This is a genomic window from Actinokineospora sp. HUAS TT18 (genome assembly GCF_051364635.1).
Taxonomy (GTDB): domain Bacteria; phylum Actinomycetota; class Actinomycetes; order Mycobacteriales; family Pseudonocardiaceae; genus Actinokineospora.
The window spans coordinates 1,975,387-1,998,826 of sequence record NZ_CP195645.1 but is presented as its reverse complement, the minus strand read 5'-3'; the positions used below and the strand labels follow the sequence as shown (position 1 = coordinate 1,998,826).

At 68.3% G+C, this 23,440-nt stretch carries 22 protein-coding genes, 1 tRNA gene and 1 pseudogene; 10 read left to right on the top strand and 14 right to left on the bottom strand.

The window, feature by feature from the left end; all coding sequences use genetic code 11:
- Positions 1-36: 36 nt before the first annotated feature.
- From ACSHT8_RS08815 to ACSHT8_RS08800, 4 genes are all read right to left on the bottom strand, one after another.
- On the bottom strand, positions 37-981 hold the full coding sequence (locus ACSHT8_RS08815) for a hypothetical protein (RefSeq protein ID WP_436499507.1): 945 nt from the start codon (positions 979-981) through the stop codon (positions 37-39).
- 449 nt (positions 982-1,430) lie between these two features.
- Positions 1,431-1,504 (bottom strand) — tRNA-Pro (locus ACSHT8_RS08810).
- A gap of 148 nt (positions 1,505-1,652) precedes the next feature.
- Complete coding sequence (locus tag ACSHT8_RS08805) at positions 1,653-2,759, bottom strand: sensor histidine kinase (RefSeq protein ID WP_436499505.1); 1,107 nt, start codon at positions 2,757-2,759, stop codon at positions 1,653-1,655.
- Positions 2,756-3,406 carry a response regulator gene (locus ACSHT8_RS08800; RefSeq protein ID WP_436499504.1) on the bottom strand — a complete coding sequence of 217 codons (651 nt, stop codon included), beginning with the start codon at positions 3,404-3,406 and terminating at the stop codon, positions 2,756-2,758. Before ACSHT8_RS08800 ends, ACSHT8_RS08805 begins: the two co-directional genes overlap by 4 nt.
- A gap of 56 nt (positions 3,407-3,462) precedes the next feature.
- Between ACSHT8_RS08800 and ACSHT8_RS08795 the strand changes: the two genes are divergently transcribed.
- Entirely contained in the window at positions 3,463-4,257 is a 795-nt protein-coding gene (locus ACSHT8_RS08795; protein WP_436499502.1) for an alpha/beta fold hydrolase, read from the top strand.
- Here ACSHT8_RS08795 and der read toward each other — a convergent pair.
- The 3 genes from der to cmk are packed head-to-tail and all read right to left on the bottom strand — an operon-like array spanning position 4,254 to position 6,999.
- Entirely contained in the window at positions 4,254-5,675 is a 1,422-nt protein-coding gene (gene der, locus ACSHT8_RS08790) for a ribosome biogenesis GTPase Der (RefSeq protein ID WP_436499500.1), read from the bottom strand. The two genes, ACSHT8_RS08795 and der, sit on opposite strands and share 4 nt — an antisense overlap.
- A complete protein-coding gene (locus ACSHT8_RS08785; RefSeq protein WP_436499498.1) occupies positions 5,672-6,310 on the bottom strand; it encodes a lysophospholipid acyltransferase family protein in 639 nt (212 codons plus the stop codon). The genes der and ACSHT8_RS08785 overlap by 4 nt, the downstream gene beginning before the upstream one ends.
- Complete coding sequence (gene cmk / locus ACSHT8_RS08780) at positions 6,307-6,999, bottom strand: (d)CMP kinase (RefSeq protein ID WP_436502021.1); 693 nt, start codon at positions 6,997-6,999, stop codon at positions 6,307-6,309. Before cmk ends, ACSHT8_RS08785 begins: the two co-directional genes overlap by 4 nt.
- A gap of 128 nt (positions 7,000-7,127) precedes the next feature.
- Between cmk and ACSHT8_RS08775 the strand changes: the two genes are divergently transcribed.
- The 7 genes from ACSHT8_RS08775 to ACSHT8_RS08745 all read left to right on the top strand — a co-directional run bounded on the left by ACSHT8_RS08775 (position 7,128) and on the right by ACSHT8_RS08745 (position 17,190).
- A complete protein-coding gene (locus tag ACSHT8_RS08775) occupies positions 7,128-7,553 on the top strand; it encodes a nitroreductase family deazaflavin-dependent oxidoreductase (protein ID WP_436499496.1) in 426 nt (141 codons plus the stop codon).
- Positions 7,550-8,632, top strand: coding sequence for a winged helix DNA-binding domain-containing protein (locus ACSHT8_RS08770; protein ID WP_436499494.1), 1,083 nt, complete (start codon positions 7,550-7,552; stop codon positions 8,630-8,632). The genes ACSHT8_RS08775 and ACSHT8_RS08770 overlap by 4 nt, the downstream gene beginning before the upstream one ends.
- Before the next feature lie 71 nt (positions 8,633-8,703).
- Positions 8,704-10,254 (top strand): family 20 glycosylhydrolase, encoded by a 1,551-nt coding sequence (locus tag ACSHT8_RS08765; RefSeq protein ID WP_436499492.1) that lies wholly within the window; start codon positions 8,704-8,706, stop codon positions 10,252-10,254.
- 20 nt (positions 10,255-10,274) lie between these two features.
- The gene (locus ACSHT8_RS08760) at positions 10,275-11,090 is read left to right on the top strand and encodes an alpha/beta hydrolase family esterase (protein WP_436499490.1); all 816 of its coding nucleotides are present in this window, start codon (positions 10,275-10,277) and stop codon (positions 11,088-11,090) included.
- A 128-nt stretch (positions 11,091-11,218) separates the two neighbouring features.
- Positions 11,219-13,969, top strand: a complete 2,751-nt coding sequence (locus ACSHT8_RS08755; RefSeq protein WP_436499488.1) for an alpha-L-fucosidase — start codon at positions 11,219-11,221, stop codon at positions 13,967-13,969.
- A 133-nt stretch (positions 13,970-14,102) separates the two neighbouring features.
- Complete coding sequence (locus ACSHT8_RS08750) at positions 14,103-16,463, top strand: family 20 glycosylhydrolase (protein ID WP_436499486.1); 2,361 nt, start codon at positions 14,103-14,105, stop codon at positions 16,461-16,463.
- Between the two features lie 178 nt (positions 16,464-16,641).
- A complete protein-coding gene (locus tag ACSHT8_RS08745; RefSeq protein ID WP_436499484.1) occupies positions 16,642-17,190 on the top strand; it encodes a hypothetical protein in 549 nt (182 codons plus the stop codon).
- 146 nt (positions 17,191-17,336) lie between these two features.
- On the opposite strand, the gene ACSHT8_RS08740 is transcribed toward ACSHT8_RS08745, so the two are convergent.
- From ACSHT8_RS08740 to ACSHT8_RS08715, 6 genes and pseudogenes are all read right to left on the bottom strand, one after another.
- The gene (locus ACSHT8_RS08740; protein ID WP_436499482.1) at positions 17,337-17,708 is read right to left on the bottom strand and encodes a hypothetical protein; all 372 of its coding nucleotides are present in this window, start codon (positions 17,706-17,708) and stop codon (positions 17,337-17,339) included.
- Between the two features lie 300 nt (positions 17,709-18,008).
- Positions 18,009-18,956 carry a hypothetical protein gene (locus ACSHT8_RS08735; RefSeq protein ID WP_436499480.1) on the bottom strand — a complete coding sequence of 316 codons (948 nt, stop codon included), beginning with the start codon at positions 18,954-18,956 and terminating at the stop codon, positions 18,009-18,011.
- A gap of 38 nt (positions 18,957-18,994) precedes the next feature.
- Entirely contained in the window at positions 18,995-19,636 is a 642-nt protein-coding gene (locus ACSHT8_RS08730; protein ID WP_436499478.1) for an anti-sigma factor, read from the bottom strand.
- Between the two features lie 20 nt (positions 19,637-19,656).
- Positions 19,657-20,094 (bottom strand): annotated as a pseudogene (locus ACSHT8_RS08725) (transposase); the annotation flags it as partial.
- Between the two features lie 12 nt (positions 20,095-20,106).
- Entirely contained in the window at positions 20,107-20,262 is a 156-nt protein-coding gene (locus ACSHT8_RS08720) for a hypothetical protein (RefSeq protein WP_436499476.1), read from the bottom strand.
- Positions 20,241-20,636: an IS110 family transposase gene (locus tag ACSHT8_RS08715; RefSeq protein ID WP_436499474.1), complete on the bottom strand. Its 396-nt coding sequence runs from the start codon at positions 20,634-20,636 to the stop codon at positions 20,241-20,243. Before ACSHT8_RS08715 ends, ACSHT8_RS08720 begins: the two co-directional genes overlap by 22 nt.
- Positions 20,637-21,147: 511 nt before the next feature.
- Between ACSHT8_RS08715 and ACSHT8_RS08710 the strand changes: the two genes are divergently transcribed.
- Both ACSHT8_RS08710 and ACSHT8_RS08705 read left to right on the top strand, forming a co-directional pair.
- Positions 21,148-21,666 carry an RNA polymerase sigma factor gene (locus tag ACSHT8_RS08710; RefSeq protein WP_436499472.1) on the top strand — a complete coding sequence of 173 codons (519 nt, stop codon included), beginning with the start codon at positions 21,148-21,150 and terminating at the stop codon, positions 21,664-21,666.
- A 151-nt stretch (positions 21,667-21,817) separates the two neighbouring features.
- Entirely contained in the window at positions 21,818-22,387 is a 570-nt protein-coding gene (locus ACSHT8_RS08705) for a bifunctional DNA primase/polymerase (protein ID WP_436499470.1), read from the top strand.
- Between the two features lie 570 nt (positions 22,388-22,957).
- On the opposite strand, the gene ACSHT8_RS08700 is transcribed toward ACSHT8_RS08705, so the two are convergent.
- Complete coding sequence (locus ACSHT8_RS08700) at positions 22,958-23,359, bottom strand: cold-shock protein (RefSeq protein ID WP_436499468.1); 402 nt, start codon at positions 23,357-23,359, stop codon at positions 22,958-22,960.
- Positions 23,360-23,440 lie beyond the last annotated feature (81 nt).

The window sequence follows — 23,440 nt, the reverse complement described above, 5'->3', positions numbered from 1 at the left end:
TGCGGCGAGTCGCTTGGCGGGCGGTAGGTCAGGCAGCTATCGGCGGAAGGGACGGCGTCCGTCGCGGGGGTCGGCGTTGTTGAAGGTGGTGAACCAGGCGTGGGGGCGGTAATCGCCCATTCCGATGTACTGGTTCTGGTCGCCGTCGGGGTCTTCGATGCCGTCGAGTTCGATGTCGAAGAGGTTGAGGATGTCGTGGTCCTGGAAGAGAACGTCGTTGGCCATGTCCCAGTCGAGGTCGTCTTGGTGTTGGGGGAGTGTTTCGATAGCGCGGGTCGCGTTGGGCCAGTCGTCGGCGATGGCGGCGATGGCGGTGCCGATGGCGAGGTGGAGCGCCATTTCCTCGGCGGCGCAACGGGGTTGGGGCCAGTGGCCTGCTGCGAGGTCGGTGGCCAGGTCGTCGAAGGCGCGCGCGGCTTGGCGGCGCCAGACCGCGTTCTGGCGGAAGGTGACGGGCGGGTATTCGTCGAAGGTCGACCACATGCCGTCGTCAGGGTCGACAGGCTCGTCGCCGAACTCGATGACGTCCTCGTAGGCTTGGTCGGCGCGCAGTACGCAGGAGGACCACAGGACTGACGCGGTGCGGGGTGTGAGTTGGAACCCGGAGCAGTTGTCGCAGCTGTCCTTGTGGCAGGCACAGATCGGGAACAGGGCTGCGAAATCGGGAGTGTCGGTGATCGGCAGGCCGGTGGAGTCGATCTCGATGGCGTGCTGGCTGCTCTCCGAGGTTTCCAGTCCGGCGTCGTCGGGGATGGCGGTGAAAGGATCCGCGATCCAATTCACCGCGTGAACGATGTCGCCGATCACCTGGGCGCGTTCCTCGGCGCGGGCAGCTTCGGCCGCGGTGTCGTCGTCAGTGGCGTAGTTGAGCTGGTCGATGTGGTCGAGTGCGAACTTCTCCAGTGCCGCCGGGTCGTTGATCTCGACGACGACTTCCATCATGACCTTGACCCGCCGCGGCGTCGGCTGAGACTCACCCATCCGGCGAGCATACGACCGACGACAATCGGTCAGGCCAAGATCGGCACAGATCCGGTATCCCGGGCTGTCCGACCGTCGGCCGGGCCGCCGCCCCGGTCAACGTGCCGTATCCGACACCAACCGCCGCGCGTTGGTCGGAACCAGCGCCATGCGACGTCAACCGACGCCAGGGCATGCGTACCCCAGTTCGGGACCGCACGGGCCTGACCAGGGCGAATGACGCCAGTTGTGGCCCGTTGTGAAAGTTCACCCGATCGGGAAGATCGACAATGACCCCACAACGAGATTAACAGGCGCCGCGGGAGAACCGGCCTCCAGATTTTCTCCATACCGGTCGGTAGAACGATCTTTACATCCACAAAGGACGATCAACAACGCAACTGCCCATCAACATCAAAACGCCCGTCTACCTGGGAAAACTTCCAGATAGACGGGCGTTTCATCGACCGTCGGGCTGACAGGATTTGAACCTGCGACCCCTTGACCCCCAGTCAAGTGCGCTACCAAACTGCGCCACAGCCCGGTCACATCCCGCTCTCGCGGGTGCTGGGTAAGACTAGCGCACGTCCGGTTCGATCAACGAATCGGGGGCGGCGCGGGGACCCGTGCGTGGCGGGTCCCCGCTGTCCCCTCGGTCCCGCGCCGCCCCCGAAACGGCGCTGGCGGGATGACTATGGCTGGTGGGAGGGGTGGGGGATACCTTCGGGAGTCGGCCGTCGTGGACCTACTTTGGTTGGTAGGTCGGCGATCACGGTGAAGCCGCCGGACGCGGTTGGGGTGGCGGTGAGGGTGCCGGAGGCGGTGTGGACTTGTTCGGTGAGGCCGTCCAGGCCGGTGCCGCCGCCGGGGTCGGGGGAGTGGGGGCTGGGGCCGTTGGTCACTGAGACGCGGACGCGGTCCAGGTGCGTGTGCAGGGTGACTTCGATCGGGGCGCCGGGAGCGTGTTTGACGGCGTTGGTCAGCGCCTCCTGGACGACTCGGTAGATGGCTCGGTCGACCAAGCCGGGGGCGGTGACGGGGGCTCCGGTGAAGGTGATGTCGACGCCTGCGTGGCGGGTTTGGGTGATCAGAGCGGGGAGGTCCTCGACGCCGTGGCGGGAGGGGGCGACTAGGCCCAGGGCGGCTCTCATCTCGGTCAGGGACTGTTTGGCCAGGTGGCGCAGGCGGATCGCGATTTCCTTGGCGGACGGGTCGGTGGTGGTGGCGGCCAGCGCGGCGGCTTGGACGGCTATCAGGGTGGTGTTGTGGCCTACGGCGTCGTGGATTTCTTGGGCTATGCGGGTTCGTTCTGTCGCTTTGGCCTGGTCGGCGCGGGCTTCCAGTTCCGCGGAGCGGGCCCTGTCCAGGTCGGCGAGGCTTTCGCGCAGCTGGGTGTGTAGGCGGAGGGCCGCGCCCAGTGCGGCGGGGGCGCCCACGGCTACCAGGGAGAACATCAGGCTCATGATCTGGTCGGGGACCGTGCTGCTGAAGTCCAGTTGGACCGGCAATGCGATGGCGACGAGCGCGGCGGTCACCCAGGCGACGACGGCGCGCGGGTCGGTGTGCCTGCCGAGGTGGAACAGCGCGACCACCGACGGGGGCCAGCCCAGGCCGCCGACCAGGGCGGGCAAGCAGATCAGCAGTGCCAGCCATGGCCAGCGGTGGCGGAGGGGAAGCGCGAAGCAGGCGACGAGGGCCGCGGGGAAGGCGAAGGCGAAGCGGGTGGGGTGGGACAGCAGGACCGCCGCCAGCGGGATTCCGATGGCGAGAGCTTCGAGGGCCGCGCGGCGGAGGATCATGGGAAGCCCACGTCGACGCCGTGGACCAGGAGGGCGGCTTGGACTCGGTTGCGGACGCCGAGTTTCGTCAGGGTCGCCGAGACGTACGCCTTGACCGTGGCTTCCGTCAGGTGCAGGGCTGAGGCGATGCGGGCGTTGGGGTGGCCGTCGGCCAGCAGGTCGAGGACCTGGCGTTCGCGGGCGCTCAGGGTGGCGAGGGCCCGCGCCTTGTTCAGTGACACGCCCGCGCCGCGCAGGCGGGGGAGCAGGCGGGCGGTGATTCGGGGGTCCAGTACCGCTCCGCCGGCGGCCAGGTCGCGGACGGCGCGGACGAGGGTCTCCGGTTCGATGTCCTTCAGCAGGAAGCCCTGCGCACCTAGCTCCAGTGCCCGCGCGACGTAGTCGTCGAGGTCGAAAGTGGTGAGGATGGCCGTGGCGGGCGGAGGGTCGGGCAGCATGCCCAGCACGTCGAGCCCGCTCAGGTGCGGCATCTGCACGTCGATCAGCAGGACGTCGGGACGATGCCTCTTCACCGCGTCGAGGGCGGCGTGGCCGTCGCCTGCCTCGGCGACCACGTCGATGCCGCCGCCCGCGCGCAAGAGCACGCCGAGGCCGTGGCGCAGCAGTGGTTCGTCGTCGGCAAGGACGACTCTGATGGTCCCCAACACCTCGCCCAGCCTAACCTTGAGCTGGGAAGACGCCACCTCAATAAGGAGTACCGGCCGTGCCGATCGCCGATCTGGGTGACCGCAAGCTGCACTACATCCGCCGCGGCGCGGGGGCGCCCCTGCTCCTCATCCAGGGCATGGGCGGCCACCACGGCCTCTGGGGCGAGCCCTTCCTGACCCTGCTCGAACGCGACTTCGACGTCGTGGCGTTCGACCACCGGGGGATCAGCCACAGCGACCCGGCCGAGGCCGGGTTCACCATCGCCGACCTGGCCGACGACGCCGCCAAAGTGCTGGCCGCCGTCGGATGGGACGACGCGCACGTCATGGGGATCTCGATGGGCGGCATGGTCGCCCAGGAACTCGCCGTCCGGCACCCCGGTCGCGTCCGCACCCTGACCCTCGGCTGCACCTACGCGGGCCCCGACGGCGGCTCGCTCGACGCGCCCGGTCCGATTCGGATGATGCAGGCCATCAACCGGGGCGGCGACGTCAGGACGATCCTTCGCGCGGGCTACGAGGCGAACCTGTCGCCCGCGTTCCGCGCCGACGACTCGCGGTTCAGCAAGTTCGTCGAGGTCACGCTGTCGCAGAAGGTGCCGTCGCCGGTGATCATGATGCAGCTGCAGGCGGTCAGCAAGCACGACGCCGTGAACGGGCTCAAGGACATCAAAGTCCCGACCCTCGTCGTGCACGGCACCGAGGACGAGATGATCACCCCGCGCAACGGCGACCACGTGGCGAGCCTGGTGCCCGACGCCCGGCTGGAGAAGCTCGCGGACGTCGGCCACCTGTTCTGGTGGGAGCAGCCCGACCGCACGGCCGAGCTGCTCCGCGAGCACGCCGTCTAGTTCTTGCGCTGCTTCTTCTCGCGCACGCGCACCGAGATCCGGACCGGGCTGCCGGTGAACCCGAACGTCTCGCGGAACTTCCGCTCGACGAACCGCCGGTAGCCCGCCTCCAGGAACCCGCTGGTGAACAGCACGATCGTCGGCGGGCGAACCGACGCCTGGGTAGCGAAGAGGATCTTGGGCTGCTTGCCGCCGCGGACCGGTGGGGGAGTGGCGGCCACGAGGTCGGACAGCCACGAGTTGAGCTGGCCGGTGGACACGCGCTGGTCCCACGAGTCGAGCGCGGTGCGCAGCGCGGGCGCGAGCTTGCGCACCGCGCGACCGGTCAGCGCCGAGACGTTGACCCGCTCGGCCCACGGCACGCGGACCATCCCGCGGTCGAGTTCCTTGTCGAGCTGCAGGCGCCGGTCCTCGTCGACGAGGTCCCACTTGTTGAACGCGAGCACGCACGCCCGGCCCGACTCGACCACCATCGTCAGGACCCGCAGGTCCTGCTCGGCGATCGGCTCGCTGGCGTCGAGCAGCACGACCGCGACCTCCGCGGACTCGATGGCCGCCTTGGTGCGCAGCGAGGCGTAGTACTCGGTGCCGCTGGCGAAGTTGACCCGCTTGCGCAGGCCGGCCGTGTCGACGAACCGCCACACCTGTCCATCCAGCTCGACCATCGAGTCGACCGGGTCGACCGTGGTGCCCGCGACCGAGTCGACCACCGCGCGGTTCTCGCCGGTGAGCCGGTTCAGCAGGCTGGACTTGCCCACGTTCGGCTTGCCGACCAGCGCGACGCGGCGGGGTCCGCCGGTGAAGCCGAAGGTCTCCTTCGGCGTCTCGGGAAGCGCGGCCAGGATCGCGTCGAGCAGGTCGCCGGAGTTGCGGCCGTGCAGCGCGGACACCGGGAACGGCTCGCCGAGGCCCAGCGACCACAGCGACGCGGTGTCGGCGAGCAGGCGGTCGTCGTCGACCTTGTTCGCCACCAGGATCACCGGCACCTTCGAGCGGCGCAGCACCTTGGCCACGGCCTCGTCGGTGGCCGTGGCGCCCACCGAGGCGTCCACGACGACCAGCACGGCGTCGGAGTGGGTCATCGCGTACTCGGCCTGCACCGCGACCGCGGCCTGCAGGCCGTCGGCCTTGGGCTCCCAGCCGCCGGTGTCGAGCACGGTGAAGCGGCGGCCGTTCCACAGCGCGTCGTAGGCGACCCGGTCACGCGTCACACCGGGGGTGTCCTGCACGACCGCCTCGCGGCGGCCGAGGATGCGGTTGACCAGCGTGGACTTGCCCACGTTCGGCCGCCCGACCACGGCGAGCACCGGTTGGGGCGTGGCGCCGCCGTCCTCGCCGTCGGCGAACTCGTCGCCGATCGAGGCCCATTCGGACTCGTCCGACCAGGTGCCATCCAGCGTGCCATCGAGCTCTGTCATCGCTTCCGCATTTCGTCAAGTTCTCGGACCAGGTCGGCGAGCCGGACCCGGATTACTTCGGTTGCCTCGGTGAGGCCGGTGCGCCCGCGTCCGACCGCGAGGTCGAACGGTTCGCCCACCATCATGTCGACCCTGGGCCGCCACCGCCGACCGCTGCCTTCCGGCCTGCGGGTGCCGCGGGTGGCCACCGGGAGCACGACCGCGCCGGACTGGCGGACCAGCCAGGCCGCGCCCTGCTCGGCGGCCTGGACGTCACCCGCGCCGCGGGTGCCCTCGGGGAAGATGCCGACGAGGCCGCCGTCCTTGAGGATCGCGACCGCGGTGAGCAGCGGTGCGCGGTCGGGTTCGCCGCGTTTGACCGGCACCTGGCCGATCGCCCGCAGGCCCTTGCCCGCGAGGCCCTTGAACATCTCCTGCTTCACCAGGAACACCGACCGGCGCGGCAGCATTCCGTAGATCAGCTGTGGTTCGAGCATGGAGCTGTGGTTGGCCACGAGCACGACCGGGCCTGTGCGGGGCACCCGCTCCAGGCCGTGCGTGCGGATGCGGAACGCGGGCTTGAAGCACCACGTGCCGATCCAGCGGCCGAGGTCATGGAACCAGGGCACCGCGCCCTCGGGCAACTGGGTACTCATCGACCGGCCTGCGCGTGGGTGCCGCTGAGGCCGCGGTCGCGGACGATGTCGAGCAGGTGGGCGACCACGCCGTCGATGTCCAGTTCGGTCGTGTCGACCTCGACGGCGTCCTCCGCCGCGCGCAGCGGGGACACCGCGCGGGTCGAGTCGAGCCGGTCGCGGCGCTCCACATCGGCCTTCACCGCGTCCACAGTGGACGCGCGGCCGTCGGCGGTGTCCTGCCGGGTGCGGCGCGCGGCGCGGGCGTCGGCCGAGGCGGTGAGGTAGACCTTGAGCCCGGCGTCGGGGGCGACCACGGTGCCGATGTCGCGGCCCTCGACGACGATCCCGCCCAACCGGGCGCGCACCTCGCTGATGATCTGCCGCTGCCGGTTGACCAGCAGCTCGCGCACCTTCGGCACCGCCGAGACCGCCGAGACGGCCAGGGTGACCCGCTGCCCGCGGATCTCGGTGGCCACGTCCTCGGCCCCGAGGTGGACCGACGCCCGGTTGGGCTCGGTGCCGACGTGGAGGTCGACGGACTGGGCGACGCGGAACACCGCGACCGTGTCGGCCGGGTCGACGCCCGCGCGCAGCACGGCCAGCGTCACCGCCCGGTACATCGACCCGGTGTCGAGGTAGCCCGCGCCCAGCGCGCCCGCCAGGCGGCGGGCCACGGTGGATTTGCCGGTGCCCGAGGGGCCGTCCATCGCCACGACCCCACGCAGCTCGCCCTGTCCCACCGCGACATCCTCCTGGTAATCAAGCCTTGACCAGTGGTTCATTCTGCCGTGTGCCCCCGCCAACTCTGTCGGTGGGCGGCGCTACGGTGCTGGACATGACCGACATCACCAACAGCCCCACCGGCTGGGTCGCCAAGCACATCGAGCGCTACGTGGCCACCGGCGGCGCGGAAGGCCACCTCTTCCATGGTCACCCCGCGCTGCTGCTCACCACCCGGGGCCGCAAGTCGGGTGTGTCGCGGCGCACGCCGCTGTACTACGGGCGCGCGGGTGATGCCTATCTGCTGGTCGCGTCCAACGGTGGGTCGGTCGGGCATCCGTCGTGGTACCTGAACCTGCGCGACGACCCGTCGGTCACCGTCCAGGTGCTCGACGACGTCTTCCAGGCCACCGCGCGCACGGCCGGTCCGGACGAGCGGCCGGAGCTGTGGGACATCATGGTCAAGGAGTTCAGCACCTACGCGAGCTACCAGCGCAAGACCGAGCGCGAGATCCCGGTCGTCGTGTTGGAGCGCGCGTGAAGGTCCTCTCCCTCCGGGCGCTCAACCGCGCCACCCTGGCCCGCCAGCTTCTCATCGAGCGGGCCGATCTCGATGTGCCCACGGCCGTCGAGCACCTGGTCGGGCTCCAGGCCCAGACCCCGCACACCTGGTACGTCGGCTTATGGAGCCGACTGCGCGACTTCACCCCCGACCAGGCATCCGACCTGCTCGAATCCCGCGAACTCGTCCGCATCGTGCTCATGCGCGGGACCATCCACCTGGTCACCGCCGCCGACAGCCTCCGCCTCCGCCCACTGCTCGCGCCGATGCTGGCCCGCGCGCTGAACGGCGTGTTCGGCCGGGGCCTCGTCGGCGTCGACCGCGACGAGCTGCTGGCCGCGGGCCGCGCCATCCTGGAGGACAATCCGCTGATCTTCAGCGACCTCGGCAAGGAACTGGCCAAGAGGTGGCCGGACAACGATCCCGCCTCGCTCGCCCAGGCGGTGCGCGCGTGGACGCCGCTGGTCCAGGTGACGCCGCGTGGCCTGTGGGGCCGTCCGGGCGCCGCGGCGCACACCACCGTCGAGCACTGGCTGGGCGGGCGCGAGGTCGAGCCGATCGACCTGGCCGAGATGGTTCGCCGCTACCTGGCCGCGTTCGGACCGGCCTCGGTCAAGGACGTCCAGCTGTGGTCCGGCCTGACCCGACTGTCCGAAGTGGTCAAGGGCATGGACCTGATCAAGTTCACCGACGAGCAGGGCCGCGAGCTGTTCGACCTGCCCGACGCGCCGCGCCCCGACGCCGACACCCCGGTCCCGATCCGCTTCCTCTACGACTTCGACAACCTGCTGCTGTCGCACGCCGACCGGTCTCGGGTCATCACCGACCTCTACCGCGCCCAGGACTTCGACCCGCACGGCCCGGTGCCGCGAGTCATCCTGATCGACGGCGTGACCGCGGGCCTGTGGACGACGGAGGTCGCCAAAGACCGCGTGGTGTTCAAGGGGCGCGGCCTCGGCAAGCTCACCAAGGCCCAGCGCTCGGAGATCGAGACCGAGGCGGCCGGCCTGCTGCGCTTCCTGGCGCCAGCAAGCGAGCACGACATCCAGGTGGCCTGACCTGCGGAAACGTGGAATTCTGCAAGACTACTCTTGCGTAACGTAAGAGTAGTCTTGCATAGTTGTGTCCCATGTCACGCATCAGTGCGCACAAGATCCTCCGCGGTCTCGGCGCCATCGTCGTGGTGGTGGCCACGACGGTGACCGGGGCGGTCGCCTCCGCGCAGGGGGCGGCGGCGGCGCTCGGGGCGCCCAAGGTGGTGCCGGGCCTGCGGAACTGGGCGCCCGCCGGGGAGGGGTACACCTTCGCCGCGGGCGCCCGGGTCGTCGCCGAGGACGCCGCACTCTCCGACACCGCCCGGATGTTCGCCGCCGAGCTGCACTCGCTGACCGGGCTCGCCGTGCCATGGCAGGTCGGCGGCGCGCCGAGGGCGGGTGATCTGCGGCTGCGGGTCGGCGCCGCGGCCGGTGGCGCCGAGGGATACCGCCTGACCGTGGCGCCCGTGCTGACCATCCAGGGCGCTGGGGCCGGGGTGTACTACGGCACGCGGACCGTCCTGCAGTTGTTGCGGCAGAACAGATCCCTGCCCGGCGGCACCGCCGACGACTGGCCCCTGTACCCCGAGCGCGGCCTGCTGCTCGACGCGGGCCGCAAGTACTTCACCGTCCCGTGGCTGCGCGACCGGATCCGCGACATGTCCTATCTGAAGATGAACCACCTGCACCTGCACCTCAACGATGTGCACGGCTTCCGGCTGGAGAGCGAGAGCCACCCCGAGATCACCTCCGCCGAGCACTACACCAAGCAGGAGATCCGCGATCTCATCGACTACGCCGCCGCCCGGAACGTGCGGATCCTTCCGGAACTCGACTTCCCGGGGCACATGGACGCGATCCTCAACGCCCATCCCGAACTCCGGCTGGTCAGCAAGACCGGGCAGGTGCAGCCGGGCTTCATCGACCTGTCCAAGCCCGCGGCGTATGAGCTGATCGAGGACTTGATCAGGGAATACCTGCCGCTGTTCCCCAGCGAGTACTTCCACATCGGCGGCGACGAGTACGTCACCAACTACGACGACTTCCCGCAGCTGGCCGACTACGCCCGCGCCAAGTACGGTCCAAACGCGACTGGGAAGGACGCCTATCTCGGATTCATCAACTGGGCCAACGAGATCGTGCGCTCGGCAGGCAAGACGACCAGGGCGTGGAACGACGGACTCAAGCCGGGTGGCTCAACGCTGACGGTCAACCCGAACATCATCATCGAGCACTGGTCGATGAGCGGTCCGCCGCCCTGGATCGGACCCGCGTACAACGTCCGACAGCTCATCGCGGCCGGGCATCGGGTGCACAATTCCACTTTCACCCCAACGTATTTCGCCACCGGCGGCTGGGCAGCGCTGTTCAACGCGCACCCGGCGTTCATGTACGACACCTGGGACCCGAGCCTGTTCGTGGACGGGACCCGGCTGAGCGACGCCGAGCGGCCCTACAACCTCGGCTCGAAGCTGCACGTGTTCTGCGACGACCCGAACGCCCTGACCGAGGAGCAGATCGCCCAGGAGATCCACTACCGGTTGCGCGTCATGGCCCAGCACACGTGGCGCACGCCATCCCCTTGGTTCTACACGCTTTTCATCCCCGTGATGAACGCCGTCGGCACCGCCCCTGAAATTCCCTAACCCCTGCAGGAGGCTCCAACATGGCTCGATCAAAGGTGATCGTCGCTCTGGCCGCGCTGGCATTCGCCGCCGCGGTGGCCCCGAGTTCGACCGCGGTCGCGGCCGAACAGGGCTGCGGCCTGACCCCGACGGGCGGGACCGTCACCCGCACCATCGGCTTCCGCTCCTACAACCTGCGCGTCCCGGCGGGCCTGACCGCGCCCGCCCCGCTCATGCTGAGCATCCACGGCCTCGGTTCGTTCCCGTTCGGGCAGGAGTTCGCCACCGGCTGGAGCCAGTACGCCGACTCGCACAAGTTCATCGTCGCCTACCCCGCGGGCAACTCGAACCACTGGAACGTCGACCGGGGCTCGCCGGACATCGCCTTCCTGAAGTCCGTGGTCGACCGGATCTCGGCGACCTACTGCGTCGACCCGCGCCGGGTCTACGCCGAGGGCGGCTCGCTCGGGTCGTGGATGAGCCAGCGCCTGGCGTGCGACGCGGCGGACACGTTCGCCGCGGTCAGCGGGACCATGGGCGGGTCGCCGACGTGGTGGGGCGCCTGCACGCCGAGCAGGCCGATCGGGGTGTCGCTGTTCCACGGCGAGAGCGACCTGCTGATCAACGTCGGCCTGGGCAAGATCGCGCGGGACGAGTGGGCGGCGCGGAACTCGTGCGGCCCCGCGGTGGTGGAGCCGGTGCCGAACGGCTCGGCCCAGCGCTACGACTGCTCGGCCGGGGTCAAGGTCACCTGGCGGTCCTACCCCGGACTCGGTCACGCCTACCCCTCCGGCGCGGACGGGCAGGACTTCCGCGACCGCGCCTGGGCGCACCTGAGCGCACACACCTTGCCGTAGTCGTCGGATCTCTATTTGTTCAACTCTTGCGAAAAGTCGCATGTTGTTCCACACTCTCGGACCTATGCAGTGGGTCACACCTTTCAGGGTGTGAGTCATCCGATGTATAGCGTTCCGGAAGAGGAATCATGCGTCGTCGCCAACTCGCGGTCAGCGCCGCGATCCTGTCCTCGTTGGTGATCCCGTTGGCGGTCGCGGGTTCCGCGACCGCCGCGGGTGCGCCGATAGCCACCATCTCGCCCACCGACACCCAGGCCCAGATCCTGGCCAAGGCCGCGTCGGTGACCCCGTCGGACCGCCAGCTGCAGTGGCAGCGCGAGGAGCTGACCGGGTTCATCCACTTCGGCCCCAACACCTACTCCGGCCGCGACACCGGGCTCGGCACCGAGAGTCCGAACATCATCCAGCCGACCGGCCTGGACACCGACCAGTGGGTCCAGACGTTCAAGGACGCGGGCTTCAAGAAGATCATCTTCACCGCCAAGCACCACGACGGCATGCTCATGTACCCGTCGGCGTACTCGACCTACGACATGGCGTCGAGCAGCTACCTCAACGGCCAGGGCGACATCGTCAAGTCGTTCACCGACTCCGCGCGCAGGCTCGGTGTCAAGGTCGGCATCTACCTCTCGCCGTCTGACCTGCACGAATACCAGCCGGGCGGCACCTTCGGCAACGGCAGCCCCAAGGTCGCGAGCACGATCCCGAGCATCCCGGGCAGCGGCCCGACGTTCAACGTCGTCGCCGACGACTACAACCGGTACTACATGAACACCCTCTACGAGCTGCTGACCAAGTACGGCACGGTCGACGAGGTGTGGTTCGACGGCTACGACCCGACCGGCGGCAGGCAGTCCTACAACTACTCCGACTGGATCGACATCGTCCGCACCCTGCAGCCCACCGCCGTCACCTTCGGCGGTGACGTGCGCTGGGTCGGCAACGAGAGCGGCATCGCGCGCACCAGCGAGTGGAGCGTCATCCCGAACAACAACACCGCCGACCCGGACGGCATCCGCAAGTCGACGTTCGGCGAGGAGGCCGACAACATCGCGGGCGACGACAAGCTCACGACCGCGTCGACCTACCTGGCGTGGTTCCCCGGCGAGTGCGACGCGAAGCTGCAGCCGTCGTGGTTCTGGCACCCCGGGCAGACGCCGAAGTCGCTCGACGCGCTGATGTCGATGTACTACGCGTCGGTGGGCCGCAACTGCCAGCTGCTGCTCAACGTCGGCCCGAACCAGCAGGGCAAGATCGGCGCCACCGAGGTCACGCGGATGGCCGAGTTCGGCGCGAAGATCCGCTCGACGTTCGCCACCAACCAGGCGGTGGGCGCCACGGCGGCCAACGACACCGGCACCACGAACACCAGCGGCAACGTCCCGGCCAACGTCCTCGACACCAACGACGGCACCGGCTGGCAGCCGAGCGCGAACACCGGCGGCCTGGTCGTCGACCTCGGTTCGGCCAAGTCGGTCAACAACGTGGTGCTGCAGGAGAACATCCAGGTCGGCCAGCGGGTCGCGGGCTTCGCCGTGGACACGTGGAACGGCACGGCCTGGCAGCAGGCGGTCACCGGCACCACCATCGGCTACAAGCGCATCCTCCAGATCGCCACGGTCACCACGTCGAAGATCCGGCTGCGGATCACCGCCGCGCGCTCGCTCGCCCCGAGTATCGCCACCATCGCGCTCTACGACGACGGAACGGCCACCAACCTCGCCCAGGGCAAGCCTGCGACTCAATCGTCGCTGTCCAGCGGCGGTGTCGCGTCGCGCGCGGTCGACGGCGTCACCAACGGCGACTTCTTCGCCAACTCGGTGACCCACACCAACTCCGAGGCGACCCCGTGGTGGCAGGTCGACCTCGGCGCGTCCGTCCCGGTCGGCAAGCTGGCGGTCTGGAACCGCACCGACTGCTGCGCCAACCGGCTCACCGACTACTGGGTCTTCGTCTCCGACACCCCGTTCAACACCTCGCTGACCCCGACCCAGCAGGCCGCCGTCGTAGGTGTCTGGTCGAGCAGGCAGACCGGGCAGGCGGGCACTCCCACGACGTTGACCGTCGGCAAGACTGGCCGCTACGTCATGGTCCAGCTCGCCGGGACCAACGCGCTGTCGCTCGCCGAGGTCCAGGTCTTCGCCCCGGCGAACGACTTCTCCCTGGCCGCCAGTCAGCCGATGACGTCGGTTCCCGCAGGTCAGGCCACCACGTCGACGGTGACCACGGCCGTGACGAAGGGCTCGGCCGCCCAGATCACGCTCAGCGCGGCCAACCTGCCCGTCGGGGCCACCGCGACCTTCAACCCCGCCACCATCACCGCGGGTGGTACCTCCACGCTGACCATCCAGACGTCAGCGGGCACCCCGCTCGGCGACTCGATCGTCGACGTCATCGGCACCGCGGCCGAGGCGTCGCACAACGCGCAGGTGACGGTCAACGTGGTGGCCGCGACCAGCGACCCGGTCGTCTCCGGGCAGTCCTACCAGGTCCGCAACGCCGCCTCCGGCAAGGCGGTCGACGTCCCCGGCAACTCCACGACTCTCGGCACCCAGCTCATCCAGTGGGCGCCGCACAGCGGGAGCAACCAGCGCTGGACGTTCACCAGGCAGGCCGACGGCAGCTACCAGGTACGCAGTGTCTCAAGTGGACTCTGCATGGACGCGACGACGAACGCGGGCAATCCGGTGGTGCAGTGGACGTGTCATGGCGGCAACAACCAGCGCTGGACGCTGGTGGCCGCGACCGGCGGGCACCGGCTGGTCGCGAAGTCCAGCGGCAACGTGCTCACCGCCAACGGCACGGGAGACGGCGCCGGGCTGATCCAGGCAGCCGGTACTACGGGCAACAGCCAGTCGTGGACGTTCGTGTCGCCGTAGTCAACAGTGCAAATAGGTGATTGAAACAGGGACTAAACGTCCATGTCTTGACAGGGGACGCTGTGATCGGATCCACTTCAGGTGGTTTAGACCACAGCGTCCCCTGTCCTGACCGACGCACATCGAGGAACCGATGAGATCCCTGCGTTCGTTATCCCACCTCGTACTCGCTACGGCCGTCGCGCTCGCCACGGTCACCGTCGTGGCCAGCACTTCGACCGCCCAAGCCGCCAACGCCAAGCCGTTGACCATCCCCGCTCTGCAGGAGTGGACCGGCGGCACAGGCAACTACACCTTCGCCAGCACCTCCCGCATCGTCCGCGCCACCGGCGACGCCACGACCCTGGCCACGACCAGCCAGGTCTTCGCCGACGACGTGCGGTCCCAGACCGGCCACACCCTCGCCCAGGTCACCGGCACCACCGCCGACCTGCGCGCCGGTGACATCTACCTGGCCCTCGGCTCGACCGACGCCGCCCTGGGCACCGAGGGTTACGCCCTGTCGGTGACCGACCGGGTCACCATCACCGCCCGCGACGACCGGGGCGCCTTCTACGGCACCCGCACCATCCTGCAGCTGCTCAAGCAGGGCTCGACCATCCCGCAGGGCACCGCGCGTGACTGGGCGGTCAAGTCCGAGCGCGGCCTGATGGTCGACAACGGCCGCAAGTACTTCACCCCGCAGTGGCTGCGGGACCACGTGAAGGAACTGGCCTACCTGAAGATGAACTACTTCCACCTGCACCTGTCGGACAACAAGGGCTTCCGGATCGAGTCGACGAAGCACCCCGAGTACGTCTCGGCCGACCACCTCACCAAGCAGGAGGTCACCGACCTGATCGCGCTCGCCGCGAAGTACAAGATCACGGTCGTGCCGGAGCTCGACGCGCCCGGCCACATGGACCCGATCCTGGCCGCGCACCCCGAGCTGAAGCTGGTCAACAGCTCGGGCGTGGCGAACAACGGGTTCATCGACCTGACCAAGCCCGCGGCGTACACGCTGATCAAGGACATCTACGACGAGTACCTGCCGCTGTTCCCTGGCCCGTACTTCCACATCGGCTCCGACGAGTACGTCACCGACTACAACGCCTACCCGCAGCTGCTGACCTACGCGCGCGCCACCTACGGCGCCAACGCCAACGCCAAGGACACGTACCTCGGCTTCATCAACTGGGCCAACAACATCGTGCGTGCCGCGGGCAAGACCACCCGCGCGTGGAACGACGGCATCTTCGGCGGCAGCGCCGTCACGGTGAACTCCAACATCATCATCGAGTTCTGGTACAACTACGGCCTCTCGCCGCAGCAGCACATCAACAACGGGCACCTGATCTCCAACGAGAGCTGGGACCCGACGTACTACGTGCTCTACAGCAGCGGCCCCGGTGGTCCCCGCGCGCAGTGGGGCTACGACACCTGGAACCCCGACCTGTTCCAGGGCAGCCAGAGCATCACCACCGCGTCGAAGTCGAAGAACCTCGGCTCGAAGCTGCACATCTGGTGCGACTACCCGGAGATGGCGACCGAGACGCGTATCGCGGCCGACATCAAGGACGGCCTGCGCATGCTGGCCCAGCAGACCTGGGGCTCGCCGAAGCTCGCGGCGACCTGGTCGGCGTTCACCCCGATCATCTCCACCATCGGGCGCAACCCGGCGTGGCCGACCTCGGCGCAGCCGGGCAACCTGGCGGCGGGCAAGCCGGTGACGGTGTCGAGCACCGAGACGCCGAGCTTCCCCGGCGGCAACGCGGTCGACGGTGACTACGCGACCCGCTGGTCCAGCCTCTACACCGACAACGAGTGGATCCGGGTCGACCTCGGCTCCACCCAGCAGATCGGCCGGGTCAAGCTGTCGTGGGAGGCCGCCTACGGCCGCGGGTACCAGATCCAGGTGTCCAACGACGGCACGACATGGACGACCATCTCCACCACGACCGCGGGTGACGGCGGCGTGGACGACCTGACCGGGCTCTCGGGTTCCGGCCGGTACGTCCGGGTCCTCGGCACGGCGCGCGCCACGACCTACGGGTACTCGCTGTACGAGTTCGAGGTGTACTCGTCGGCGACCGGCCCGGTCGTGTCCGGGTCGACCTACCAGATCAAGGCGTCCGGTCTGGCGATCGACGTGCCCGGCTCGGCCACCGCGACCGGTACGCAGCTGATCGTCTGGGCCCCGCACACCGGGGCCAACCAGAAGTTCGTCATCACCGCCAACGCCGACCAGTCGTACACGGTCAAGAACCTGGGCAACAACCTGTGCCTGGACGTCAGCGGCGGCTCGTCGGCGGCGGGCGCGGCGATCATCCAGTGGACCTGCAACGGCGGCGCCAACCAGAAGTGGAAGATCGTCGCCTCCGGCGGCGGCCACGCACTGGTGTCGCAGGCCAGCGGTCTGGCGATCACGGCGGCTTCGGCGTCGAACGGCGCGAAGCTGACCCAGCAGCCCAACACCGGCACCGCGCTGCAGGTCTGGTCGTTCACGAAGGTCTAAGGAGAACCACCTGCGGATCCGGGCCCTGTTCGGTTCCGCGGTCCTGGTCCTGCTCGGCGTCGGCGCCGTCCCCGCCGGCGCCGAGTAGGCCGCTATCGCGTACTACCTCGAATGCGCGAGCGGCAGCGGCGCCGCCGCGGGCACGGCCGAGGGGACCGCGTGGCGCACGCTCGCCAAGGTGAGCGCCACGACCTTCGGGGCGGGTGACCGGATCCTGATCAAACGGGGCACGAGCTGTGCCGGAACCCTGGCACCCAAGGGTTCCGGCACGGCGACCGCGCGCATCTCGGTCGACGCGTACGGCACCGGCGCCAAGCCGCTCATCGCGGGCGGCGGTGCGCCGCGCGCGGTATTGCTGAGCGGCCAGCAGGGCTGGGAGATCCGCAACCTGGAGATCACCAACCGCGGTGCCACCGTGGGGGACCGGCGGGCGGTGTCGATCGAGGCGCGGGACTCCGGCAGGCTGGCGCACTTCGTGCTGGAGAACCTGGACATCCACGACGTCAACGGCACCGACAGCAAGGACATCGTGCCGGGCAGCGGCGGGATCTTCTTCCCCGTGTCGGGCACGACCACCCGGTCCTGGGCTCGAGGACATCGTCATCCGGAACAACATGGTGCGGTCGCTCGACCGCGAGGGCATCTACATGGTGGCCTTCCTCCACCTCGCCGCCGCCATGACCTGTTGAAACGCCGACAAAGATCACCACGTAGGACACGGTCTTAGCGCCATCATGATCGACACGATGGGAAGCGCTGCGCCGTGCGCATCTCAGGTTGTCCTTGTCAGTCGCCGAGCCGCTTTCGCGTGCCGACCAACGGTGGTCCCGCCAGACCAGTCCGGGGTGGCGGTCTGCCACCCCGGAGTCGGCGTCAGGCCGGGCACCCGCCAGTCAGGTGGGTGATGTGAGTGATCGAAACCGAGGGATAGGGGTTGGCCGCGATAGTCTCGCGCACACCCAGTGGCACGCTCACGGTCGCGGCATCAACGCAGGTTTCCGCGATCGGCTCGTACTTGCCAGCCACTCGCCACCGATACTTGACGAGTGCGCCGTTGGGGTTGGACGGACATGTGTTGTTCAGCGTCGCCGTCGTCCGCCAGTTCAGGCCCCACCCTCCGGTGAAGAAGCTGGTAGTAGTCGCGGTGATCACCGGGCATGCGTCGGACTCCGATGCCTGAGCCGGCGTGGCCATGACCAGAGGTGCAGCCGCTAATAGCGCGGTTACCAGGGCCATGCGTGACATCTGTTCTCCTCGAGGTTGCTGTGACAGGACTCCCGTCATCGCGCATACGTGCTGCGGGCAAGTTTCGGATCCCCATTCCGGCCATTTGTGTATGTCTTGATGGTGATGTAGGCATCAACGCCCGAGAACATCGGCAGCGTCGGTACATGTCGCCTGAGGAGTCCAGGAACTGTTGGCGCATGCCCTCGTGGCCGACTGTCGCACTACCCAGCCGAGAAGCGTCCAATGAACGCCACCGTGCTGTGCACCACTTCGTTACGGGGTGAGCTCCATCGCCTGCGCCGCGGCGGCTCGAGGTGATCAAGCGTGGAATACGGCCTGGAGTCGCCTGAACAGGTCAGGGTACTGGCGCGATAGCCACGCGCTGTCGCGTGGCGGAGATTCGATTCCTGGTTCGGGGTGCCCGAGCAGTATGAGCGCGCCCTCGCACCAGTAGCGCAGTGGGTCCGGGCTCGTCGCGATGGCTTCGCGGCTGCTCGCCACGGACGGCCGACGGGCCCAGGCCGCGGCGACTTCGGAGGCGAATGCGGGTGACGAGCTGCCGAGCGCCACACACGAGAGTTCCCTGGCGAGATCGCGCGCGGTGGCGGCGCTCTGTTGCCCCGTCGCTGCGGCAATTGGGATCGCGACGCGCTTGTCTTCATACGTGACCGAGGAGCACGCCGGGACCGTCCCAGCGGGGATGGGCGTAGCGCGCCACGGTGGCAACTCGGTGATGGCGGTGCCCGCAGGCACGATATGCAACTCGATGGAGACGCCGACTAGGTTGGCGCGTGCCGCGGCGGAGAGCCTGTTCACGAACCCGTCGGCGGTTTCTGCCAGCGGGTGCTCGGCGTTCGTCGGGCGGGGTGTCCATTGCCCATCAGCCGATTCGTATTCGATCACGGTTCCGCCTACCGTCACTGGCGTGGCGAGTACGCGGGTGCGGACCACGCCGTCAGCGTCTTTGATCCTTGCGGCGAGCGTGTGTGCCGTTGTGGTCCTGCCGCGCACTTCAACAGACGGGTCCGCGGTGGTCTCTCCGTCGAAGGTGATGTCGATGTCCGGGCAACCTGCGGGTACACGCCAGCTCACCTGTGTCGCGTCGGTGAACGGAGCCCCGATGACCTCGACAGCGGGCGACCGCAGCTCGCGGAGGCACTGAGCCTCGCGGGCCGGTGGATTCGCGATGAGCACCAGCGACACTGCGGAAACGGCCGTTCCTACCGCGCCGGTGAGCGCGAGAAACCTCGAGCGGGAACTACCCATCTGCGATGTCCTTATCGGGGTGGGTGACGTTGAGCGCGTTAACGCTCGGCGATGTGTCCGGCGAGGAGGACTCGTCCGGACGACGCCGGTCCGGCGCCCTCGCCCTGGATCGTGACAGTCAGCGTGCGGTATTTCGCGGTGTCGATGACGCCTGACCAGAGCACGATGTCGTCCGCCCCGTCTCGGGCGTGGAAGGTGCCGATCGTGACCGCGCCCGTATCGCCCTTGAGCCACCCCTGGTAGTAGCTATTGGCGGGAGCAGGCGGCAGTCCGGTAATGTCGATGCTGATCTCCAATCCGGAAGCTGTGTGCCGCAGCGCGGCTTCCCCTCGCGCGTCGGGCTGCAGTTCGGTACCGCGCAGCGCAAAAAGGTGGTCGGGACTGGTCTCCGTGCTCGACGCGCCCGCGACGAACGCCAAGATGCCCACCAGTGCGACGGGCACGATCGAAGCGGCCGCGAGCACCGGGGTGGTCAGTCTTCGGCGTTCGCGAGCCGGTGCGAGTTCGATAACGTCCTCGACTGGCGGAGTCGTCTCCGACGCGGTGTCGAGCTGTGCCCAGGTGCGCTGCCACAAGTCAGGCGGAAGCGCGGTCCAGACGTACTCTTCGCGAAGCAGCGTCGCGATGGATGCGGGCAGGGCGTCGGCGTCCTCGCCGAACTCGGTCGTCTCGTCTCTCACCAGATCTCCTTGGAACAGTCCTACTCGGGATACGGGCTGGTGCCGGCACCGGTTCCGGCATTCACCCGTTGCGCCGAGTAACCGACAGAGGATTTGTCAAACGAGCGGCACCTCTCTGTGTCAAGCCGTGAGCGACAAAGAGGTCTCCGCGTCGTGGATGAGGATGCGGTAGACGACGGCGGCGGCCAGGCGGCGTTTGAGGCAGCTTGCTTGTGTCCCTTCCTGGATGCGCGGTCGTCTTGGTGGTAGGTGCGTCCGGCGGTGTCGCCGCGGATCTGGGTGATCGCGATGACGTGCGGGGCGTAGTTGAGTTGTCGGTCTCCGGCTCGGGACAGGCGGTGCCGTTGGGCCTCGCCGGAGGACACCTTGATGGGGGCGACCCGGTAGTAGGAGGCGAATGCGGCTTTGGAGCGGAACCTGCTGATGCGGCCGGTGTGGGCTAGGATCTTCGCCGCTACGAAATCGCCGACTCAGTGCAGTGTGGTCAGCTCTGTGTGAGACGCGGCAACCGCGGCGCTGAGCGCGGCCGTGGTGGCGGTGATGCGCTTGTCGAGTTTGCGCAGTTCGGCGAGTAGTTCGGCGGCGACTTGGCGCAGGGTGCGGCCTAGAAGGTCGCGTGGGCGCACCCGGCGTGGCTGGTCGGCTCCCGCGTCGGCGGTGAGCCTGCGTGGTAGGCCTGCTGGGACGAGTTTGGCGAGCAGGCCGTGCAGGCGGTGGCGGTCTGGGTGCGGGTGCGGATTAGGTCGTCGCGGTGCTCGGTGAGCGCGCGCAGGGCCGCGATCTGCTCGTCGATGTGCGCGGTGGTGAGCCTGTCGCTGCCCAGGGCGGCGATGCCGACCGAGAGCGCGTCGGCTTCGTCGGTCTTGCGGCCGTGCCCGGTCGACAGCATCCGCACCCGGTGGCCGAGCTTCGCCGGAACGTCGAGTACCTCGACCGCGACGGCGGTCCAGGACGCCTTGTGGGGATCGATCCCGATGACGAGGGCAGCAGACACAGGCACGCGAACCTCCGGCCGGACGGTGGTTGGACCGGCGAGAGGGCACACCAACTTCGGGCCGTGCAGATCTCTCTCGAGCCACTCCGCCGACGGCCGTGGTCGGGTCGCAAGCCGCACGAGAGCCAACCCGAAACCGGGCGACAGGTGTAACTCGAGCGAACCCGACCACAGCCTCGAAGATCATGGCTGCAGACCCTGACCTTCCACCACCATCCAACAAGTTGGAGACCTCTCTGTTGCCCACGGCTTTGACACAGAGAGGTGCCGCTCGTCTTACAGGCCCATTCTCAGCGGATGTGGCGGCCGGGGAAGGGGCGGTACGGGCCATCTCCGGCGCCTTGCGCGGACGCTTCCCGCCTTGCCAGTGGGCGTACAGATCCCTGATGTGTGGGTGAAAGGGCTCTGCCGAAGGGTTCGCCCAGCGGTCCGAAAGCCGCTTGAGAACCCACGAGGACACGGCGGTCTGCCCATGACGAGTCCGACCACCCAGTCACAGAGCTTGGAGGCCAGGTTCATGGCCGGTGACGAGTCGGCCTTGGCCGAAGCGTTCAGGTTGTGCGCCAGGCCAATGCTCGCGTCCGCCTATCGTGTGCTCGGCGACTACGACCTCGCGGCGGACGCAGTACAACAAGCGTTTGTCCAGGCATGGCGTGCGTCCGCGAGTTTCGACTCGACGCGCCAGCTACAGCCTTGGTTGTGCGCAATCGCCCGGCGGACAGCCATCGACCTGTACCGCCGTGAGCGCAGGCAACGGGAGTCCTTGTCATCGGCGGAAGTCGTCGAAGTCTGGTCCGATTGTGGGTCGTTCGAAGAGGCGTGGGAGGCGTGGCAGGTGCGGAGCGCTCTCGCCAAACTGACCCCAGAAGAGCGGGCAGTACTGGAAATGGCCTACTACCTGGGAATGAGCCAGCGCGACATCAGCCAGACGGCGGGCATCGCCCTGGGTACGGTGAAGAGCCGCACCGCCAGGGCACAGCGCAGGCTCGCCGCACTGCTGACACACATGGCGGTGGAAAGCACGAATATCGCATGAGCCGGCGAATGGACAGCGAGAGGACAGCCAGCCACAAGGATCCAGGCGCAATGTGGGTGCGTTACCTCGGCAAGGATGTGCGACAGCCGGTCAAGACGAACGGCGGCAGGTCGCACACCGGGTGACGGCGCTCTGCACTGGAGTGTGCGAGATGAACAGACTACTCCATCCCATGCCCGGCCTGCTGTGGTCGGAGGTCCGCGAGGCCGCCTTGGACTGTGTCCGACACGGCTGGCCGGTCCTGCCCGGGACTTACCAGCTCGACGATTCCGGGCGGTGGTGGGGTCGCCGAGACGCCGCCGGACTGCTGCCCGCCTTCCCTGACTGGCGTGACAGTGTGATCACTGATGTGGAACGGACCGACGAAATCTGGAGCAGGCGGCCCTACAGTCTGCTTCTAGCCTGCGGCTCGGGCCTGGACGCGGTCGAGGTGAGCCGCGAGATGAGCCGCGGGGTCGCGCAGCGCCTCGACGCAGCAGGGATTGCGGGGCCTCGTGTCCTGACACCGTCTTTCACAACGTTCGTGCTCGTCCGCAGCATAGAACGAACGGCAGCTGACGAGTGTGGTCAACCTACGTCGTGGATACCGCTGCCGCCCAGTACCAACGGACACCGCCCGTACCGCTGGGCGTCGAGCCCTGAGTCCGTCGACTGGCACGTCCCACATATGACGACGGTAACGAACATCCTAAGAGCGGTTCCCGCTAACGCGGGAGCGTAGCCCGCCTGATGCGAGGCGATCCTCGTCGCTGTTAGTCCAACGCGTCGCCGCTGCGACGTCGCGCCTGTGATGGCTGCGGATCCACATTTGGACGGTGGCAGCGTACTCATTCGTAGATTCGATGCCCGTGCGACGAGTGCGCTTGTGAGAGGTCACTCGGACAATCCCTGTGGGATCACCCCGGCCTCGGCGGTCAGAGCAGTCCGGCCCCGGCTCGGACGTGTGGTCGAACACTGGCCGGCGGACGACGTGACAGGCAAGGGTTCGCCATTTCTCAAGGGTGAAGTCCGCCGTGATGACTATGCTCTGCGTTGTGCCGCAAGGCGCTTCTCACCAGGTGGCGGCCGTTGCGGTGCGGCGGGTGTCAACACAGCCCCACACGTCTCGCCCCTGATGCCCTGGTACCGGCATCGGCGAGCACCTGAGTCCGCACCTCGGCGAGCCGCCGGTCAGGCACTGTCGCGAGCCCGGGCTATGTCGGCGACCGCCCTTGGCCGGGTGGCGCCGCAGACTATGGCTGTCAGGCGCCAAACTCAACACAAGACCGCCGCCAACTATGCGCGAGGTCGTTTAGGACGCAGGCGGGTTGAGCCGATTGGCCAAGCGCCGCAGGGAACGGGCCGTGTTGAATGCCGCCGTCGGCCCCAAGGAACCACGCTGCTGTAGTGCGGTCGCCACAGCCTGCAGGTGGTGAATCGCGTCATCCACCACTACGGCGAGTTCGGTTCGAGGCCGCGCTGGCCGGTATGAACCATTGTCCGTGGGAGGCGCGGATTCGGTCACCCGGACGTTGCTGGCGATCTCGCCGCGCTCGCTGGCCGCGAGTTCGAACTCGACCTGGTCGGCGGCGCGCAGCGCCTGACTGCCTGGCTGCAACGCGGTGGTGTGGACGAACACCTCTTGCCCGTCCTCGGCTTGTAGGAAGCCAAAACCTTTGCCGCTGTCGAACCATTTGACTCGTCCTGTGGCCATGAAGGGCTCCGTCACTCGAAGAACTCAGGGATGGTGCGCCGGCACTGTCCGACGTGTCACCAGGAATACGGCTCGGGTCAC